Source organism: Flavobacterium fluvii, assembly GCF_900129545.1.
Lineage (GTDB): Bacteria > Bacteroidota > Bacteroidia > Flavobacteriales > Flavobacteriaceae > Flavobacterium > Flavobacterium fluvii.
In genome coordinates, this window is record NZ_FQWB01000008.1 from 74045 (window position 1) to 90370 (window position 16326).

21 protein-coding genes are annotated in these 16326 nt (G+C 36.8%); 5 read left to right on the forward strand and 16 right to left on the reverse strand.

Translation table 11 applies throughout. The annotated features are described in order from the left end of the window. Positions 1–92 precede the first annotated feature (92 nt). The 3 genes from nusB to BUC16_RS15295 all read left to right on the forward strand — a co-directional run bounded on the left by nusB (position 93) and on the right by BUC16_RS15295 (position 2447). Positions 93–1004, forward strand: a complete 912-nt coding sequence (gene nusB, locus BUC16_RS15285) for a transcription antitermination factor NusB (RefSeq protein ID WP_073371761.1) — start codon at positions 93–95, stop codon at positions 1002–1004. A 54-nt stretch (positions 1005–1058) separates the two neighbouring features. After that, positions 1059–1334 carry a preprotein translocase subunit YajC gene (yajC, locus tag BUC16_RS15290; RefSeq protein WP_073371682.1) on the forward strand — a complete coding sequence of 92 codons (276 nt, stop codon included), beginning with the start codon at positions 1059–1061 and terminating at the stop codon, positions 1332–1334. A 165-nt stretch (positions 1335–1499) separates the two neighbouring features. Next, complete coding sequence (locus BUC16_RS15295; RefSeq protein ID WP_073371683.1) at positions 1500–2447, forward strand: ABC transporter ATP-binding protein; 948 nt, start codon at positions 1500–1502, stop codon at positions 2445–2447. An 88-nt stretch (positions 2448–2535) separates the two neighbouring features. On the opposite strand, the gene BUC16_RS15300 is transcribed toward BUC16_RS15295, so the two are convergent. The 11 genes from BUC16_RS15300 to BUC16_RS15350 form a co-directional block, all read right to left on the reverse strand. Further along, a complete protein-coding gene (locus BUC16_RS15300) occupies positions 2536–2943 on the reverse strand; it encodes a VOC family protein (RefSeq protein ID WP_073371684.1) in 408 nt (135 codons plus the stop codon). Positions 2944–2972: 29 nt separating this feature from the next. Continuing rightward, on the reverse strand, positions 2973–3422 hold the full coding sequence (locus BUC16_RS15305) for an SRPBCC family protein (protein ID WP_073371685.1): 450 nt from the start codon (positions 3420–3422) through the stop codon (positions 2973–2975). Between the two features lie 235 nt (positions 3423–3657). Next, positions 3658–4047: a hypothetical protein gene (locus tag BUC16_RS15310; RefSeq protein ID WP_073371686.1), complete on the reverse strand. Its 390-nt coding sequence runs from the start codon at positions 4045–4047 to the stop codon at positions 3658–3660. 3 nt (positions 4048–4050) lie between these two features. After that, positions 4051–4365 (reverse strand): peptidyl-tRNA hydrolase, encoded by a 315-nt coding sequence (locus tag BUC16_RS15315; RefSeq protein WP_073371687.1) that lies wholly within the window; start codon positions 4363–4365, stop codon positions 4051–4053. 164 nt (positions 4366–4529) lie between these two features. Then, entirely contained in the window at positions 4530–4988 is a 459-nt protein-coding gene (locus tag BUC16_RS15320; RefSeq protein WP_141226178.1) for a hypothetical protein, read from the reverse strand. Positions 4989–5201: 213 nt separating this feature from the next. Beyond that, positions 5202–5579 carry a hypothetical protein gene (locus BUC16_RS15325; protein WP_141226179.1) on the reverse strand — a complete coding sequence of 126 codons (378 nt, stop codon included), beginning with the start codon at positions 5577–5579 and terminating at the stop codon, positions 5202–5204. Between the two features lie 190 nt (positions 5580–5769). Next, positions 5770–6276 carry a DUF6678 family protein gene (locus BUC16_RS15330; protein WP_084546291.1) on the reverse strand — a complete coding sequence of 169 codons (507 nt, stop codon included), beginning with the start codon at positions 6274–6276 and terminating at the stop codon, positions 5770–5772. Between the two features lie 137 nt (positions 6277–6413). Further along, entirely contained in the window at positions 6414–6863 is a 450-nt protein-coding gene (locus BUC16_RS15335; RefSeq protein ID WP_073371690.1) for a DUF6585 family protein, read from the reverse strand. Positions 6864–7051: 188 nt separating this feature from the next. After that, positions 7052–7513 carry a DUF6896 domain-containing protein gene (locus tag BUC16_RS15340; protein ID WP_073371691.1) on the reverse strand — a complete coding sequence of 154 codons (462 nt, stop codon included), beginning with the start codon at positions 7511–7513 and terminating at the stop codon, positions 7052–7054. Positions 7514–7660: 147 nt separating this feature from the next. Then, on the reverse strand, positions 7661–8668 hold the full coding sequence (locus BUC16_RS15345) for a hypothetical protein (protein ID WP_073371692.1): 1008 nt from the start codon (positions 8666–8668) through the stop codon (positions 7661–7663). A gap of 166 nt (positions 8669–8834) precedes the next feature. Continuing rightward, positions 8835–9206, reverse strand: a complete 372-nt coding sequence (locus BUC16_RS15350) for a hypothetical protein (protein ID WP_073371693.1) — start codon at positions 9204–9206, stop codon at positions 8835–8837. A gap of 298 nt (positions 9207–9504) precedes the next feature. On the opposite strand from BUC16_RS15350, the gene BUC16_RS15355 reads away from it, so the two are divergent. Further along, the gene (locus BUC16_RS15355) at positions 9505–10317 is read left to right on the forward strand and encodes a hypothetical protein (RefSeq protein WP_141226181.1); all 813 of its coding nucleotides are present in this window, start codon (positions 9505–9507) and stop codon (positions 10315–10317) included. Between the two features lie 152 nt (positions 10318–10469). On the opposite strand, the gene BUC16_RS15360 is transcribed toward BUC16_RS15355, so the two are convergent. The 5 genes from BUC16_RS15360 to BUC16_RS15380 form a co-directional block, all read right to left on the reverse strand. After that, a complete protein-coding gene (locus BUC16_RS15360) occupies positions 10470–12815 on the reverse strand; it encodes a glycoside hydrolase family 2 TIM barrel-domain containing protein (protein ID WP_084546293.1) in 2346 nt (781 codons plus the stop codon). Positions 12816–13008: 193 nt separating this feature from the next. After that, positions 13009–13569: a DUF6642 family protein gene (locus BUC16_RS15365; RefSeq protein WP_073371695.1), complete on the reverse strand. Its 561-nt coding sequence runs from the start codon at positions 13567–13569 to the stop codon at positions 13009–13011. Positions 13570–13592: 23 nt separating this feature from the next. Next, positions 13593–14222, reverse strand: coding sequence for an MCP four helix bundle domain-containing protein (locus tag BUC16_RS15370; protein WP_073371696.1), 630 nt, complete (start codon positions 14220–14222; stop codon positions 13593–13595). A 69-nt stretch (positions 14223–14291) separates the two neighbouring features. Then, positions 14292–14807 (reverse strand): hypothetical protein, encoded by a 516-nt coding sequence (locus tag BUC16_RS15375; protein WP_073371697.1) that lies wholly within the window; start codon positions 14805–14807, stop codon positions 14292–14294. A 95-nt stretch (positions 14808–14902) separates the two neighbouring features. Further along, on the reverse strand, positions 14903–15379 hold the full coding sequence (locus BUC16_RS15380) for a DNA-deoxyinosine glycosylase (protein WP_073371698.1): 477 nt from the start codon (positions 15377–15379) through the stop codon (positions 14903–14905). A gap of 155 nt (positions 15380–15534) precedes the next feature. Here BUC16_RS15380 and BUC16_RS15385 point away from each other — a divergent pair, with 155 nt between their 5' ends. Further along, complete coding sequence (locus BUC16_RS15385) at positions 15535–16299, forward strand: 5'-methylthioadenosine/adenosylhomocysteine nucleosidase (RefSeq protein ID WP_073371699.1); 765 nt, start codon at positions 15535–15537, stop codon at positions 16297–16299. Positions 16300–16326 lie beyond the last annotated feature (27 nt).

Below are 16326 nucleotides of genomic sequence, written 5' to 3' on the forward strand. Positions count from 1 at the left end.
TTATTTTAAAAAATGAAATTCTTATTTTTGCAAACTAATTTAATAAAAGTTCTTACAAGGTGGTAAACAGAAGACACATTCGCGTTAAGGTTATGCAATCCATTTATGCGATGCATCAAAATGGTTCAGATAATTTAGAAAAAGAAGAAAAATTCCTTTATTACAGCATCGATGCCATTCAGGATTTATACCTTATAATGCTATCCTCCTTGATAGAAATTTGCAAAAAAGAAACCGTTTTTTTGCACTTGTCCAGCCAAAAACATTTAGCTACTCCGCAAGAGCGCAAACCCAACGAAAAGTTTATCAAAAACGCCATTTTTCAAATCCTTGCCGAAAATAATTCGTTGAGCATAGCATTGGAAAACCGAAAAATAGACAATTGGACGTTGAACGACGACTATATTTTGTTGCTTCTCAATGACATCAAGCAAAGCAAATTGTACCAAAATTACATGGGTAATTCGGTAAACACATTCCAGGAAGACAAGGATTTCATCGTTGATTTGTTTATGGAAGTAATTGTTCCAAACGAGAAATTATACGAATACCTGGAAGACAACAAACTGACCTGGATTGACGATATTCCGGTGGTAAACACGGAGATTATCAAGCAATTGAAAGCCATTAAAAATGTGGAAGAAGGTGGTTTCAGGGTGCCAAAATTATTCAAGGACAACGAAGACAAGGATTTTGTCAGGGATTTGTTCAGGAAAACAGTTTTGAACGAGAAAGAATTGGCCAAGGAATATGACGATAAAACCCCAAACTGGGATAGCGACAGGATTGCCGAAATCGACACCATTATCCTTAAAATGGCGATTTGCGAATTTTTGAAATTTCCGTCCATTCCGGTGAAAGTTACCCTGAATGAATACCTGGAATTGGCCAAAGAATATTCCACTCCAAAAAGCAGCATTTTCATCAACGGGATTTTGGATAATTTGGTTAAAGAACTGCAAACCGACAACAGAATCCAGAAAGTGGGTCGCGGGTTAATGTAAAAAGCAAAAACACAATAAAAAACAATAATCAAATAACAAAAAGAATTTAAAATTATGGAACAATTAACTCAATTTGCACCGTTTCTATTAATGTTTGTCGTTATCTATTTCTTCATGATTAGACCACAACAAAAAAGAGCCAAACAAGAAAAAGAATTCGAAAGTGCATTGAAAGTGGGCGATAAAATTATTACCAAAAGTGGTCTTCACGGTAAAGTGGCCGAGCTTTCAGAAGGAACCGTTGTTATCGAAACAATGGCTGGAAAACTGAAAATGGAGCGTTCCGCCATTTCCATGGAATTGAGTGCTTCTTTGAACAAAAAGGCATAAACACTGGTCTCCTGAAAAATCGAAAGCCTCAATTCTTTAGTGGAATTGGGGCTTTTGCTATTAGGTACATGTTTGGAAAAATGCTTTTTAAAAATCTAAATTCATTAAAATTATAAAGGTTTACTTTTAATAAACATTGTAAATTTGCACCATTAAACACAGAAAATGCTTCAAATAAAAAATATTTCCTTTACCTATATAGAAAATCCCGTTATCGAAAATATCAGTTTCGAAATTTCGAAAGGTCAAAATGTGGCCGTAATTGGCGAAAGCGGTTGCGGTAAAAGTACCTTGTTGAAACTTTTGTATGGCTTACATGATCTGGACAATGGCGAAATACACTATAATGACAAGCAAATACTCGGGCCAAAATTCAACCTGATTCCGGGTGAAGATTACATCAAATATTTGGCGCAGGATTTTGACTTAATGCCCTATATCACTGTCGAAGAAAACGTGGGGAAATTTTTGTCCAATATCTACAAAGACAAGAAAAAAGCACGCGTAAAAGAACTGTTGGAAATGGTTGAAATGACCGAATTTGCCAAAGTAAAAGCAAAATACCTTAGCGGAGGCCAACAACAAAGAGTGGCTTTGGCAAGAGTTTTGGCATTGGAACCCGAAATTCTATTATTGGACGAACCCTTTAGCCAGATCGATTCTTTCCGGAAAAACTCCTTGCGCCGTAATTTGTTCAATTATTTCAAGAAAAAACAAATCACCTGTGTCATTGCAACTCACGACAGCACCGAAGCCTTGTCTTTTTCAGACGAAACCATCGTGTTGCAAAATGGAAAGTTGAAGGCAAAAGGAAGTTCAAGAGAACTCTATGACAGTCCTCCCAGTTTTTATGTTGCTTCCCTTTTTGGAGAAGTAAACGAGATGAAACAATCTTATTTTACGGATATGGATGAAGCAGACCAAACGCTGTTATTGTATCCACATCAACTAAAAGTGGTTGAAGATGGAAAGTTCAAAGCGGTCGTAAAGCAATGTTATTTCAAGGGAAGTCATTATTTGGTCAAAGCCGCTTTCGAAAGAAAAGCCATTTTCTTCGAACACGATTCTGACTTGAAATTGAACCAGGAAGTGAGTTTGTCTATTGCTCGATAATTGGAAATAAAAAACCGCCCCAAATTATCTTTTGAAACGGCTTCTTGAAATTATTTCTTAAAACTAAAAGTGCCTATTGTCCGTCGGGTTACTTGGCTGGAAATTTTGAAATGTCCATATAGAATACTTCCCAAGTGTGTCCGTCAAAATCTTCAATGGTTCGCTGTTGCATGAAACCGTAATCTTGCATCTCGCCAGATTCTTTCCCACCAGCTTTTAGTCCATTTGTCACGATGTTGTTTACTTCGTCAACACTGTCAACCGAGAGTGCATAAATTGCTGCCAATTTTGATTTTGTGTCTGCAATGGGTTTGGTCGCAAAGCCTGCAAACTTTTCGTGTGTCAGAATCATTACAAAAATGTTTTCGCTCCAAACCATGCACTTACCAGTGTCGTCCGAAAACTGGGGGTTGTTTGTAAAGCCTAATGCAGTATAAAAGTCCAAAGATTTTTGCAGATCTTTTACCGCTAAATTGATGAAAATTTGTTTTGCCATTTTTTTAAATTTTATACTATTTTGTTTAGTTATGCATCTGGAATATTTGGTTCTACCAAACGTTTTAATTTGTCCAACGATTCTTGCCAACCTAAATAACACATTTCAGTCGGTATTACATCAGGGATTCCTTCTTGTGTAGCAATAAGTTCCGTGCCACATAATACTTTTCGCAATTCTATTTTGGTAATCATTTGCCCCGGTAAATTGGGGTCGTCAAACTGGTCTGAATATTTCAATAGTTCATTGGGGATGATTTCTAAATATTCTCCACCAAATGAATGACTGTAGCCCGTGCTAAAATTGGTAAACGACATTTTGTATTTACCGCCAATTTTGAAATCCAGGCTGTGAACTTTGCAAACAAAACCATAAGGCGGTAACCAAGCCGCCATGGCGTCGGCATCCGTGAAAGCTTTGTATACTTTTTCAGGACTTGCCGTAAAAACTCTGTGAAGTGTAACTTTATTATTTGCCATCGCATTCTTTTTTAAATTAATAAAATTAAATATTTTCTGTTATTTTTTTGATAGAATTCCGATTGCCGGATAGTGTCGTTGTACCATGATCGCTAACGTTTTCACGTCGCTTCAAGCCGTTTTCAGTTTAAGAACTGCGGTTTTTTTTGCCAGAAAAAACGAAGTTATGAAATTTATTGCTTGTATTTAACGAGAACGAGGAAATGGTTTGAAACGTGTGTTAGGCACAGTTTTTCTATTTAATTAGATGTTCCAAAATTTGTATCATCTCTACAACATGGTTTATTTCTAAATTCATTCTGCTATTTCCGGAATGTCTAATTTCAATTGCATCTTCAACTTCGTTATATTTTATTAGAATTTGCGAGGTTTCAGTTTCCCAATGGTATTCGTTGTCAATCTGTTTGAAAAGTTGATTGGTATACGGTTTTCTTTGATAGTCGGGATCTTCCCAAATCTGTTTTGAGATGTTGATTAATAGGTCAATTATTTCATTAGTGTCGGAATGTGTCAGCAAACAATTTTCACCATTCTCGTAGTCCAGTTGCAGCGAAATGCAATCTTCGTTTTTTTGAATTTGAATATTTCCTTTTTTGACCAACCAATTATAAACCTGATTTTCCATTTTTTAGCTATTTTGGGGAGTCCACATTTTTAGAAATTTAAATTTTTTGGGGTATTCTTCTCTTGGGCAAAAAGCCAAGCAAACTTCCCTGTTGTCAAGCGAAGATTCCGTCAATAGAACAAAATCAGTTTCATTTTTCAGTTTGTCAAATTCAATCTCATTGGCTAGGCACACCACCTTTTTGAATATTCCATTAATCCATTTTGTCATGTCGGCATTGGTTTCGAATTTTTTATAACAAGCCAATGCAGCGTGTGCAGTTATTACTGGAACTATTTTGTCTGGAATGTCGTCCTTTACGATGATGTACATTTTCATTCGATGCTGTTGTTGATATTGTGTATAGTTTTATTGGTTTGGGACTAAATTAAGCCCTATTTTCGGATTTACCAAAACTCCCAAATACAAAACCAACTTTCCATTAAGCCAATTGCCCACCCGAGGCTGCAAGCCGAACGGACGAAGTAAATCCGTTGTAGCTGTTAGTTGCCGTTTTTCTTGCTTCCATTTTTTAACACCTCAATTTTTGTATATTTGAATACTTTTGCGTCTTCGTCTAAACGAACCTTTTCTAAAATTATTCCAACCGGGTAATTATTTTTATCGAACATTTGCCCTGTTAGTCTTATTTGTAGTGGTAAACTTCCACGATACAATGTATCTGCATTTACCAACAATGTACTTTCGGGTTCCAACCAATATCTAATCCTGTTTTTGGGATCCTTGCTAAATTTTGATTCATACCATTTCGCACCACTAGGGGAATATGGATTATAACTAAATGTCAAAGTTTGTATTTTAATTTCAGGTTCGATATTTGTTTCTTTTAATTGGGAAGTTTGTTGTGGTAAAGTTTCTTTTGACGGTTGAGCTTTGTCAACTTTGCTTGAATTTGTCATACAAGCGGTAAAGAGCATCAGGATTGGGATAAGTTTTTTCATTGGTAGGGGCTTTTTAAAATGGCTGCTAACGTCAGTCTGTGAAAAAACTTTCGTTTGAGTTGCATCAAATATAACAAAAAAGTTGTTTCCAACTTTTTCAACAAGCCGTTGGTATGGAATTCTATACTCGAAAAATAACCGACATATAACCCTCTCAAAAGTTGTGAATAACTTTACGATGCTTTACATAGGAGTGGCTGTTGTGCGACGTTATTAATGTTCCATCCAATATTTAAAAGTAAGTTTCGACTCTAGTTCGGCGATTAATGCTTTGTCTTTAGCTTCTTTTGAAAAATCGACAATAATTTTGTTTGGATCAATTTTGGAATATTTCAGTTCGTAATATTTGTTTATTGTTTGCGAATATTTGTCAGGACATCGTCCTGCTTGATTCCGATACACTTTACCATTTACAAAGTATTTTACAAATGCAGAATTTGTTTTTGGATATTCTTTACAGAAAGTATATTTACAAATTGTTTCTCCACGATTAGTTTCAATTTCTTGTTTGTATTTATAACCCTTAATGAACATATAGATTACTCCAATAATCATTAAAAATAAAAATGCTTTAGATAATATATTTTTCAATTTAGTATTGTTTTTTATAATGGCGCACAACGTTCTGGCGCTTGGCGAGGTTGGGGATTAAAGACGCGAGATTTTTCGGTTAAACACAAATTTCCAAATACAAAACCATCTTTCCATTAAGCCTATTGCCCACCCGAGGCTGCAAGCCGAACGGACGAAGTAAATTCGTCGTGGTAGCTGGTGGCAGGTGTTATTTGTATCCGTATATCATAAAAGTTCCATTGTCCTCTTCGTAAGGTATGTGCAACTCTTTTAAAAGCTGTTCAAATTCTTCGGTTTCGTCATGTATTTTTGGAGCAACTAAGTTTCCAGCGTGTTCAGCATAACGAGGTCTAACCTTCATGTATTCAATTGCAAAAAACAAACACATGCCTTCTTGATAAAATGGACTCCAATCACCGAACCATTCTGGGGCATCATTTATTTGTACATCTTCAAAAGCCTTATTCTCAAGTATAAGTTTTTCAATGTATGGAGGTGGAAACGGTAATTTCTTTATTGAACTTTGTAATTTCAACCATTTAGTATCATTCATTATGGAACTCAACCCTTTTTCCGTTACAATTTTTTTTACTTTATCTTTTAAAATCAAAGCGTAATCGTCATTTTGGATGTAATATTTATACTTTTCTCTTTCTGTACTATTTGGGTCTCCAAGAATGTCAAAGTATAATTTTTGCTTTTCTGTATTCTCCATTTTTTAATCAACTTAAATTATTGAAAGGCCAGTCATTCTAAAATTGGTGCCTATGTCTGTCCGTGAAAAAACTAAAACCAACTTTCTATTACGCAAATTGACTAAATACGTCTTATTAGCTGTTATGCAACTTGCATTTATTCAATTCTACTTTTTATAGCTTCTATAATTTCAGTATAATTTTCAAAATTATCTGGTGAAATAATTAAAGTATTACCATTTTTAAATTGCAAAATACTATAATGATATCCATCAGTTATATTAATTCCACGTGTACTTCTTAATCTTGTTTTTTGTTTGTTTAAGCTTGAAATAGAATCGAAAGCAATAAATTGTTTTGTACGGAATATTAGTGAAGTTTTTTCAATACCATTTTCCATAATTTTCAAAGTAAAATCTTTAAATAAATCTATTGAAAGATATATTATAAAGAACAAAACAACAAATGCAGGAATTAAAGATTGTTTTGTGGTTTCGTCAGGATTTTTCAATCCATTTACGCAAAAAGATAAAATTAATAAAAATAGGAAAAGCCCAATTCCTATTCTGATACAAAATAATTTTCTAAATTTTGATTCTATCACCATTTGATTTTATTTATTCCGTTGTTTACGGCATAATACATAACGTTCTGGTATTATAGCGAGTTTGGTACTAAACTAAGCCCTATTTTCGGATTTGCCACCCGAGCGATAGCGAACAGGCGAAGCAAATCATCCCAAATACAAAACCATTTTTCCATTAAGCCAATTGCCCAAATCCGTTGTAGTAGCTGTTATGCACCGTATTTTTTATTTAATATTAAAGTTTTCAAAGGCCATTCATCAATATTTATAACAATTTTCTTTTTCTCTAAATCGGCCAATACTTCATAAAAAATACTTTCAGAGTTTAGAATTTCAGAAGCATGTTTTAAAGAATCTGTAGTTTGCATAAACTTAAAAAGATAGAAATTGTCAATTGCTCCGTAATTCGATTCACGATTAATTATTACGTGCAAGTATTGTTTAGTTTGTAAGTTTTCAAAATCGCAAGCATCTCCGTGAAACCAATAAGTCCAGTTTGTGTTTAGGCTACCTTTCCAAAGATTATTCTGCCTTGACATAAGTTTAGCAAAAGGAAAACGTTCGCTTAAATCTAGCTGATATTCTACTGCTAATAATTTTATCATTTCGTTTGCTGTTTTCTCAAACGATACAATAGTTTCAATTAGTAGTTTTTCTTCAGTCGATTTCATTAATTCGGTCAGTTAATATGGTGCATAACGTCCCGCTACTACAGCGGGTTTGGGACTAAATTAAGCCCATTCTTCGGATTTGCCAAATCATACAAATACAAAACCAACTTTCCATTAAGCCAATTGCCCAATCTCGCCAAATGGCTGTTAGCGGTAGTTTTTCTGTCCATTAACTAATGTTTTTAAATGTAATAAAAATGGAAAAGTCAGGAATACAAGCCAAATCATTGTATGTCTTGGTAATAATTGAAATTTATGATTTAACCAATAAACTGTCCCAGTAAATAAGATACAAAATAAAGATTGCCCAACATTTACTTGTTCGTCCGAGTATCTGTCAATGTGGTCTTTCTTGTTTTCTTTAAGGTCATTTTTGTAGTTACCATTTTTACTTGGCAAAAACGCAGCAAGTAGCATATAGTTCTGCATTATATAAACTGCCGAAACTCCCATTAAAAAAAATTGCAAACTAATGTAAAGTCCGTCTGATAAATATGAGCTTTCAATGTCTGCATTGCTGAATACACGAATAATATTATCAATTGCAAATGCAAACATTATAATAGTGCTCCAAATACTTAGAGTTAATCTGTTTGTTCTTGAAAGATGTAAATGTGTCAATGCGTTAACTATTGAAAAGATTGAAAGTAGCAAACCAATTGTCATTAAAGAAATTGAAAACCAATTATGATAATTTGTAAATCCATAGTCAATAGCCCAGTAGATTAATGAAATTGATAGTAATAAAGTAATTCCTTCAGTAAGCTTTGAAGTTACCTTGTCCTTATATGCAATTCCAAAAAACAGTGCGAAAATAAAAATGAAGAAATATGGCCACATCTCAATATGGTTTTCAAAATTGTAAATTCGTTCACGTTTTCCCGGTAAGAAACTTAATAAACTAAATAAGTAAGTCCCGACAAAAATTCCAGCTACTGTTTTCCAACTGCCCGAAACTCTAATACTTTCAAAAAGAAGTCCAGCGAATAATGCAATTAAACTAATTGAAAATAATTTTCTGTCACTTATTGAAGCTCTATAGCCAATATAAACTGTCAAGGCAAGTCCTAATACTCCTGCAATAATTAAATATGGCGTCAGGCTAATTCCAGCTGATTTTCGGTTTGTTTTTTTCGTTTTGGTTGTCAATTTCAATTTTTATTGTGTCGTTTAAAATTACCGCTAACGTCTTGGCACTACAGCGGGTTTGGGGTTAAATTAAGACCATTTTTCGGATTTGCCAAATCATCCCAAATACAAAACCATCTTTCCATTAAGCCAAATGCCCAAATCCGTTGTAGTGGCTGTTAGGCATTCGGTTCTATTTTAAGTTACTAATGATTTCAGATTCGGTATTCGTTTTCAGTTTTATAATGTCCGCTTTTACATATTCAAATTTAATTTTTGCAATTCCAATTTGAGGAATTAATAAAATAATTTTCATAACTATAAAAACTATGGCAAAATTTCCCTCTTTCGTATTTTCTTCTTTTGAGAAGAAAATTAAAATAATTATTAATGAAATCAAGAAGACAGGTGCGAAAAGGTCAGATATATTTTCTCTAAAATACTTTTTGTATTTAGTTCTGTCTCCAATATTGGTTATTTTGGAATTTATCAATTGGTTTGTCCAAACCCAAAAAATGGAAAATGCAATAACTGGAATTATGCTTATTATGATTTTTATTAGCATTAAATTATATTTTAAGATGATTTCTAAATAATTTTTACCTGCGTCAGTTCGGCTGAACTGATGCCTAACTTGTTTATATGTGTGACAAAATCACACAAAGCCACCCAATTTTGGTTAGATATGTATGATAAACGTCATACTTTATTTAATTTCAAATATAGAAATAAATACTTACAAATAACAAAAAGACAGGTATTATTTAAATGAGCCTTCAAAGTGATTGAGGAATGTTTGGAATCAAAAAAAAGCTTCAAATTCTGGATATATTTCTTACTTTGCGAAAAAAACAAAACAAAAAATGAAGTACATAATAAACCGGGCCATAATCATAAAATCATTTATTGCCGCCATGGTTATTCTGGGAATCAAGAATTTTCTATTGAAAAACCTGTCCGTTTATGGGCAAGACATACACGACTTGATAGAGCTTTCGGATATCACCATCGTGTTTACGGGAGCCTTTTTTGTGTTTGGGTTGTTGCTGGCAGCCACCATGTCTGACTTTAAGGAAAGCGAAAAAATTCCGGGCGAAATAGCTTCCAATCTCGAAGCCATCAAGGACTGGATTTATTTGGCTTTCAGGGCACCCAGAACGGGCACGACGGATTTGTGCAAGGAAAACTTGGACAGTCCTTTCTTGCGCCAGGAAATGCTGAATATCACCGAAGGGATCATTGGCTGGATTTATTCGACTGAAAAAGACTCGAACGTAATCTTTCCATTGATTAGGAAATCAAACGAAATTGCCTATTATTTTGCCGAAAGGGGAGTCGATAAAGAAGCCATAAAAGGCATTCAGGAAAACACCAACGCGATGCGAAAACAACTCACGAGAGCCTATTCGATTTCGAGAAACAATTTCATCAAACCGGCATATACCTTGCTCCAAAGCATCTTGATGATCGTAATGTCGCTTTTGTTGATTACCAAATTCAAGACTCCCGCAGCCGATTATCTGGTAACCTCCGCCATCACTTTTTTATTTTGCTATTTGTATTTGCTTATTTGCGGCTTGGACGATCCTTTTGACGTGTCCGATGAAGCCACCAATGTCGATTTGAAACCCATAGACAGATTCCAGCAACGACTGCTCTCTGATTTTTTGGTGTAATGCATAAGTTAAGGGTTTTATCCGTCACTTCGAGTGTTTTTTTTAAAACCATTAAGTAAATTAAGAAGGTTAAGAACATTACAAATCTTAATTTTATTAATTTACTTAATGGTTTAAATCCAAATCGTTATGGTGTAATACTACAATCGGTATTATTTTTTATCGGAAACAATCTCGACGATTATCGATCCTGCTTCCAAACCTTCTGCGCTGGCTTTTATCTCGATTTTACCTGAATCTTGTGAGGCTTTCACAATGGCGATTGCTTTACCGCTGAAAGCATGTCTTTCAGGAGAGAGGTAATCTTCATGGCTGATGATGTTGCCGTTGTCCACGCCAATAATCTTGCCTGAATTAGTGATGCTGAATTTAATCAGGTTGTCTGCATTGGCACATCTAACGCCTTTGTTGTCCACAATGGTTGCCGTGATGAAAGAAACATCGTCCCAGTTGTTGGCCAGTGTTGGATTGCTTTGGGTAAGGATAATTTTTGACGGTTTCCCTGCAGTTGCAAATACTTCTTGGGCAGCAATTTTACCATTGTTTTTTCCGATTGCCTTGATGGTGCCTTCTTCAAAAGTGACATTCCATTCTCTAGGCGAATCATCCGCCGGTTTTTTTACCGTTCCAAATGATTTGTCGTTAAGGAAAAGCTCCACTTCGTCGCAATTGCTGTAAACCTGCACTTTGGCATTGTCGTAGGTGTCAAAATCGTTTGGCGTCCAATCGGCCACCCAATTTCCTGCTCCTGCATTTTCAGATTTTCTCACGATGTGAACCACGGGCTCCGTTGACCACCAGCTGTCTCTTTGCAAGGATTGTTGTTTCCAGTTTCCGGCTCTGTCAAACAGCCCTTGGTTGTTGGTGGTTTCCGGCCAATCGGCTTCTCCGAGATAGTCGTAACCGGTCCATAAAAATTGGCCTGCCATATACGGTTTGTCGCGTAAAGCCAACCATTGAACAAGAACATGGGTGTTTTCGGTACCCAATACTTTCCATGTTGGGTGTGCTTCATGGGCAGCGACTAGTTCGTTTTCACGGTAATTTTGTCCCACGACATCCATTTGTTCGGCGAAACCGCTAAGATATACTTTGGAATTGGCGGGTCTAAAGAGTGCCATTGTTACCGGTCTGGTGTCGTCATATTTTTTCACGACGTCTTCCTGCATTTTATACTTTTTGTATCCTTCAGGATAACTTAGATTGTCGTGTATTTCGTTTCCAATGCTGTAAATCACGATGGAAGGATGGTTTCTGTCTCTCAAAATAACATCTCTCGTGTCTTGTTCCCACCAGTCCGTGAAATATAAATTATATCCTTTTTCGCCATTGTGCTTGGCAGAATTCCAGGTGTCGAAAGTTTCGTCCATTACGGCAAAACCCATTTGGTCACACAAATCAAGAAACTCTGGAGCAACGGGATTGTGTGAGGTACGAATGGCATTGACGCCCACTTCCTTCAGTTTTTTGAATCGTTCTTTCCATACGCCCAAAGGTACTGCGGCACCAACGGCTCCACCATCGTGATGCAGACAAACTCCTTTTAGTTTATAATTTTTGCCATTCAACCAAAAACCGGATTCGGCAATAAATTCTGCTTTTTTAATTCCAAATGGAATGCTTTGATTGTCGATAAGAGTCTTTCCTGAATATAATTTGGTGGTGGCAGTGTATAAATTAGGTTCTTCAAAACCCCATAATTTTGGATTCTTGATTTCAATGTCTTGCGAAATCAATCCAGTTGCGTTTGCAGCAATATTTTTCAGGCTTTCGACAGTTTTCACCACCGTTCCTTTGTTGTCCAGAATATCGATTTGCAATTTGTAGTCACCGGCGATTCCTTTGTTGTCGATTTCTACTTTCAGGTTGACAACTCCTTTGCTGATCGTGGCAACCGGCGTCGTGATAAAGGTTCCCCAATGTTTGAAATGGGTTGGATTTACCGAAACCAAACGAACGTGGCGATAGATACCCGCACCGGTATAATAACGGGAGGCAGGTTGGATGGAATTGTCGGCCCTCACGGCAATAACGTTGGCCTTGTCAAAGTTCAAATAAGGAGTCAGGTCATACGTAAAACTGGTATAACCGTAGGGACGTTTCCCCAAATGTTTACCATTAATCCAGACATCACTATTGGCCATAACGCCGTCAAATTCGATAGTGCATATTTTTTTGGCATCGGCTTTGTCCACTGTAAATGTTTTGCGATACCAACCAATTCCGGTAGGCAAATAACCGCCGCCACGACTGGATGGATTGGCTCTGTCATAAGGCCCTTCGATGCTCCAATCATGGGGAACATCCAATTTTCTCCATTGGGTGTCGTTGAATGTGGCTTGTTCTGCACCGGGAACATCTCCTTTTGTAAATTGCCAGCCGTTGTCAAAATTAATTACTTTTCGGGCTTGCGAAAAGACGTTTGTCGCTACTGCTAAAAACAGAAATAAGAAGGTTAGGGGCAGTTGTCGCAAATGGTTTGTTTTGAAATTGGTCATTTTTTCTGATTTTTAGTTCGTTTTTGATGTTATAGTTGGTGTTTTTTTCTTGGGGTATTCAGCAATATCGTTTTATTCAATTTGCCAAAAGTACTATTGTTTTATTTTTGATACTCCCCATAGTTTTGATTTAGCAATTTTGACCCAAAAAAGCCAAGAAGGTTTAATTCTTGCCTTGATTATTTAGGATTGTTTAATAATACAATCTAAAATCGAGCAATTTACACAAAGCATAATGCTTTTGATGCAATTCTTCCACAATTTCCACGACATCGTCCAGTTCTTGACATAAACCAAAGAATGCTTTGTCAAGATTCAAGCTGCTCAATTTAGGCATTGTCGCTCCATAACCCGAAATGGCGTAAGCTCCCGTGACATCCAAAAAATATTGGGCTTCATCTTGGCTCAAGTCCAGTATTTTGGCATTGGCAAAATGGATTATTTTTCCTTTCATTTTTCCCTCAAAGATTTCGGCTATTTCCTGAAAACTGTAGTAATAGTCGTTGAGGCAAATGTTGTTGGCTTCGCCCGGCATCACCAAGTAGATAATTTCATAATCGGTGAAGTTGTGGTCGTCATAGAGCAAGGTGTTCAGGCTTTCTTCCAAGCCTTCAATGGTGTCGCAAGCTTTGTAAATACTGGCAATGCCTTGTTCGAGGGCCAATCGCTCCAGGTTTCGAAGCACTTCGGTAGTGGCATTCGTTTCTATATCGGGAACACCTTCGAGGCAGAAAATAAATTGTTCATCATCCATCTTAAATAGTCTGTCAATTACAATTAATTCAGGCTTGGGGATTCCGGTACTTTGACAAAGATCTTTTTTTTCTTGACCATCAATAAATACAAGGCACATCCGCCCAAAATAACCAGTAAGGCAATCTGGAGTTCTCCCCAAAGGGTATTGCCTTTGTGCAAGGAATTGGATTGTTCCAATTTTAATTGGCTTTCCTTGATTTGGATTTGGGACAGCAATTCCAAGGTTTGCAGAGCCTGATTGCTGGACTGCCTTGCTTGAATCCAATTATTGTTTTGGGAGTGTTGGTCAATAGTCGAGCAAGCAGCTTGAAATGCCGTAAAAGAAGTTTTTTCTTTGGTTGTTAAAACCGTTTCCAGATACAAACGATCAATGCTTTGAATGTTTTGGATGGCAGTCTTGATCTTCTCCTTTTTTTGGGCATCATCGAGTGCAGTTTCCAATGTGTTTGCCTTGATGGAATGAAGTGCATTGGCATACTGGAAGATATAACGCGCCACCACCAATCGATCTTTGTGGATGGCATTGATATTCTCGTTGGTCTTCTTGGAGTTTTGCAGGGTATTGAAATTGCTTAACAAGATGATAAGCATGACAATCAACAATACAAAAGCGGCTTTTGTCTTGTTGCTATATTTTTTCAGGTCTTTCATGGCGGAAGATTTTTTGGACTATGCAAGTTAAGATATTATCTTGGATTTCTGTCGACTATGTAGCGCATCTTATTTCTCATCATCGTCATAATCACTAAAGTCGTCGTCGTCAAAAAAATCATTGGGATCAAAACTATCGTCATGCGAGTCCTCTTCGCTTGGTGGAATGGCTCCCGGCGGATTGAATAAACCCCATTCGTCCCAAATATGGTTATTGGTGTCAAAATTTTCTACCCATTCGATAAACAATAACCTGAAATTATCAATTTCCTTGCGAATAAGTTGGACATATTCCAGCTCTTTATAGTTTTGATGCATTCGCAAACTGCCCACCTGCACATACAAATGCATGGCGTGTTCCCTGATTATGGCTGCATTTTGCATCCGGATGCTGTACAAATCGCCTCCTTCGGCACCGACAATTTTTGCTAGAATCATCATGGCGTCTTCCCGCATCATGTGTTTGGTGTCTTGAAGATATGAATCTTCTTCCGGAAGTGAAGCCACCAAGCTTTCCACCAATTTAAAAATCAATTCGGCTTTTTGATAGAGTGGGAGATTATGGGCTTTGTCTAATCGGGACATATTTTTTGTTTTAATGTTGCTATCGCAGTGGGTTTTCGGGTGTGTTTCGTTTTCAAATTTGGCAAATACAAATCCTGGAACTGGTTACAAAATTACTAAAGAATAACGCTCCATTCCTTCAATTTTGCCTCAAAAGATTTTCCTGCATTGGCTGGACTTGTGGAAGGTAAAACGGTCAATTGATATTCATTCTCCAGCTTGACGTGTTTCTTGAAAAAGGCTGCTGCTTTTTGGCCGTTAAAATAAATATGCTTGATGTTGGGGTGTGCTTTCAAAAAAGAATCAAAACCGTTCGGCACTTCCTGCTCAATGGCGCTATCCAGACTTCCTTCCCTGACACAGGCTTGTAAAACATCCCATAGCGCAATTTGGTTTTCCAGTAAAAGATTTTTGCGTTGTTCGTAGTCGGTAGAAAAAGGTGTGTCAAATAAGCAGAAAATAATTTTCCAAAAAGCATTTCTCGGGTGTCCATAATATTGGTTGACAGCCAAGGATTGCTCGCTGGGCATCGTTCCAAGGATAAGGATTTTGGCATCAAAATTTGATATCGGGGAGAAGGCATGTTTTTTCATCAAAGGGAAGCTAATGGTATTTCAAATATAGCATTTAAACTTTTGTTTTAGATTTCTTTCTGTGGGTAAAATCATTTAAGAAATGGGTTTAGTGTGGTTTAAAACACCTAATTTTACTATTGGATTAGGAAAGACAAGACAAGTATTGAATTAGCATGAAAAAAAGAACAATTGGCATTATGGGTGCGATGCCCGAAGAAATTGAAGGAGTAGTGGCACTGCTGACAAATCCAGAGGTCACAAAAATGGGCAAACGCAGCTATTTCACGGGACAAATAAACGGTATCGACACCGTGGTGGTTTTTTCGAGATGGGGCAAAGTGGCCGCCGCAACGACTGTCACCACCTTGATTCACGAATTCAAGATAACCGAATTGTTGTTTACGGGAGTGGCCGGAGCCATCAGTCCAGAACTGAAAATAGGGGACATTGTGCTGGGCAAAAGGCTCATTCAACACGACATGGATGCAAGACCGCTGATGAAGCAATACGAAATTCCCTTGCTCTCCAAAACCTATATTGAAAGCGATGCGGCCCATTTGGAAATAGCGACAAAATCAATCAATACTGTGCTTGAAAACAGAAGTTTGCATTCCGTTATTGGAACGGAAGGTTTAAAGGAGTTCCATATTGTGCAACCCAAGTTGATGGTTGGAGAAATTGCCAGTGGTGACCAGTTTTTTTCCAGCAACGAACAAAAAAACAACCTCAACTCCCAATTGCCCGATGTGTTGTGCGTGGAAATGGAAGGAGCGGCAGTGGCACAGGTGTGTTACGAATATGATATTCCTTTCAGCATCATCAGGACCATTTCGGATGTGGCGGACGATAATTCGCACATCGATTTTCCGGCCTTCATCCAAAAGATTTCCAGCAAATATGCCGCCGAAATCATTAAAGATATTTTCGAACAGATGTAAAACATTCGAGTTGAATAATTGCAAACT

Excerpts from the sequence above, each read along its gene's own strand:
- nusB (WP_073371761.1), top strand. The coding sequence starts at position 93 with ATGCAATCCATTTATGCGATGCATCAAAATGGTTCAGATAATTTAGAA.
- yajC (WP_073371682.1), top strand. The coding sequence starts at position 1,059 with ATGGAACAATTAACTCAATTTGCACCGTTTCTATTAATGTTTGTCGTT.
- BUC16_RS15295 (WP_073371683.1), top strand. The coding sequence starts at position 1,500 with ATGCTTCAAATAAAAAATATTTCCTTTACCTATATAGAAAATCCCGTT.
- BUC16_RS15300 (WP_073371684.1), bottom strand. The coding sequence starts at position 2,943 with ATGGCAAAACAAATTTTCATCAATTTAGCGGTAAAAGATCTGCAAAAA.
- BUC16_RS15305 (WP_073371685.1), bottom strand. The coding sequence starts at position 3,422 with ATGGCAAATAATAAAGTTACACTTCACAGAGTTTTTACGGCAAGTCCT.
- BUC16_RS15310 (WP_073371686.1), bottom strand. The coding sequence starts at position 4,047 with ATGGAAAATCAGGTTTATAATTGGTTGGTCAAAAAAGGAAATATTCAA.
- BUC16_RS15315 (WP_073371687.1), bottom strand. The coding sequence starts at position 4,365 with ATGAAAATGTACATCATCGTAAAGGACGACATTCCAGACAAAATAGTT.
- BUC16_RS15320 (WP_141226178.1), bottom strand. The coding sequence starts at position 4,988 with ATGAAAAAACTTATCCCAATCCTGATGCTCTTTACCGCTTGTATGACA.
- BUC16_RS15330 (WP_084546291.1), bottom strand. The coding sequence starts at position 6,276 with ATGGAGAATACAGAAAAGCAAAAATTATACTTTGACATTCTTGGAGAC.
- BUC16_RS15335 (WP_073371690.1), bottom strand. The coding sequence starts at position 6,863 with ATGGTGATAGAATCAAAATTTAGAAAATTATTTTGTATCAGAATAGGA.
- BUC16_RS15340 (WP_073371691.1), bottom strand. The coding sequence starts at position 7,513 with ATGAAATCGACTGAAGAAAAACTACTAATTGAAACTATTGTATCGTTT.
- BUC16_RS15350 (WP_073371693.1), bottom strand. The coding sequence starts at position 9,206 with ATGCTAATAAAAATCATAATAAGCATAATTCCAGTTATTGCATTTTCC.
- BUC16_RS15355 (WP_141226181.1), top strand. The coding sequence starts at position 9,505 with ATGAAGTACATAATAAACCGGGCCATAATCATAAAATCATTTATTGCC.
- BUC16_RS15360 (WP_084546293.1), bottom strand. The coding sequence starts at position 12,815 with ATGACCAATTTCAAAACAAACCATTTGCGACAACTGCCCCTAACCTTC.
- BUC16_RS15365 (WP_073371695.1), bottom strand. The coding sequence starts at position 13,569 with ATGGATGATGAACAATTTATTTTCTGCCTCGAAGGTGTTCCCGATATA.
- BUC16_RS15370 (WP_073371696.1), bottom strand. The coding sequence starts at position 14,222 with ATGAAAGACCTGAAAAAATATAGCAACAAGACAAAAGCCGCTTTTGTA.
- BUC16_RS15375 (WP_073371697.1), bottom strand. The coding sequence starts at position 14,807 with ATGTCCCGATTAGACAAAGCCCATAATCTCCCACTCTATCAAAAAGCC.
- BUC16_RS15380 (WP_073371698.1), bottom strand. The coding sequence starts at position 15,379 with ATGAAAAAACATGCCTTCTCCCCGATATCAAATTTTGATGCCAAAATC.
- BUC16_RS15385 (WP_073371699.1), top strand. The coding sequence starts at position 15,535 with ATGAAAAAAAGAACAATTGGCATTATGGGTGCGATGCCCGAAGAAATT.